At 77.2% G+C, this 1,628-nt stretch carries 1 pseudogene; it reads right to left on the bottom strand.

Going from position 1 to position 1,628, the window contains the following annotated elements:
* Positions 1–78: 78 nt before the first annotated feature.
* Positions 79–1,628 (bottom strand): annotated as a pseudogene (locus tag ABL57_RS22210) (hypothetical protein); the annotation flags it as partial.

The following is a 1,628-nucleotide window of genomic DNA, read 5'->3' as shown; positions in this document are numbered from 1 at the left end:
GCCGGCCGGGGTGGCCGGCGCCCGGAGGGTCACGACGGTGGCGGGTGGGGCGCAGGAGCGACCCACCCGCCGTGGTGGTTAGCTGCCGGTGGTGTGCCGGCGGCGCAGCACCAGCCCGGTCGCGGCGAGCAGCCCGGCCCCGGTCAGCGCGATCACTCCCAGGTGGTTCTCGGAGCCGGCGCCGGTGGTCGTGCTGGGGGTGGTGCCGGCGGTCTGGACGTTCATGCCCTGGTTGGTGGTCTCCATGGAGGAACCGGGCACCCAGTGCACCGGGGAGGTGCCCGGGGACCACGGGGCACCCGGGGCGGCGGTGGGGCCGGTGACCAGGCCCTCGTCCACGTCGACGTCGATGCCGGCCCCTGTGCCGGCGCAGGCTGCCAGGGCTGCATCGAAGAGAGCTTCCAGCTCCTCAACGTCGACCCCGACCTCACCCAGGGCCAGGCGGACCTCGGCGAGGTCCTCGATAGCGGCGTCCAGGGCCAGCTGCGCCTCGACGGCGGCGGCCACGGCCGTCTCCACGGCCACCTCGGCATCGGCCACGGCGGCCTCGGCGTCCTCGACCGCGGCCACCAGGCCCAGCTGGGCGTCCAGCTCGGCCTGCGCGGCGTCGAACTCGGCCTGGGCGGCAGCCTGGATCTCCTCGGCGGCGGTCACCTCCGCCCGAGCCTCGAGCAGCGATTCCGGCTCCACCTGCGCGTCCTCCAGGGCCACCTGCGCCTCGGCCACTACGGCGGCGGCGGCCTCGGCCTCGGCCTGGGCGGCGTCGCGGTCGGTGACTGCCACCTCCAGGGCGGCCTGGGCATCGGCGACGGACCCGGCCTCCTCCACGGCCGCGGTCGCCTCGACCACCGCGGCCGCGGCGGCCTGCGCCTCGGCCTCGGCGCCCGCCAGTTCCGCCTGGGCGGTCTCCACCGCGGCGGCGGCCTCAGCGGCGGCGGCCACGGCGGCGTCCAGCTGCGCCTGCGCGTCGGCGGTGACACCGGCGGCCAGATCATCGGCCTGCACCCCCAGTGCCGCATCCACCGCGACGTCAGCGGCAGCAACCGCGGCATCGGCCTGCACCTGAGCGTCCAGGGCGAGCTGCAGCTCGCCCAGCTCCACCTCCAGGGCGGCCTGCGCCTCGGCCTGCACCGCCGCCGCCGCATCCAGGGCGTCCTGGGCGGTGCCGACCGCCGCGTCGGCCTCGACCTGGGCAGCCAGGGCCGCGTCCACGGCGTCCTGGGCCGGTGCGAGCCCCGCGTCGGCCTCGACCTGAGCGGCCAGGGCGGCCTCCAGGGCCTGCTGCGCGGCAACCGCGGCCTCCAGATCGGCCTCGGCCTCCAGCACCGCCTCATCAGCTGCCGCCAGCTCGGCGTCGGCCTCGACCTGCGCGGCCAGAGCGGCCTCCAGATCGGCCTCGGCAGCGGCGACGACCTCGTTGTAGGCGGCCACCTCGGCCTCCAGCACGGCCTCAGCCTCCGCCAGGGCCGCGTTCGCCTCATCCAGCTCGGCCTGGGCGGCGTCCCGGGCCGCCTCAGCGGACTCGATGTCCACCTCAGCGGCGGCCTCCACCGCAGCCTCCAGCTCCGCCACCGCCACCTCCAGGGCGGTCGCGGCGTCCAGGGCCGCCTGGGCCCGGGCATCACGCT

The organism is Kocuria sp. SM24M-10 (assembly GCF_001027955.1).
GTDB lineage: Bacteria > Actinomycetota > Actinomycetes > Actinomycetales > Micrococcaceae > Kocuria > Kocuria oceani.
This window is presented reverse-complemented; position numbering and strand designations above follow the sequence as displayed.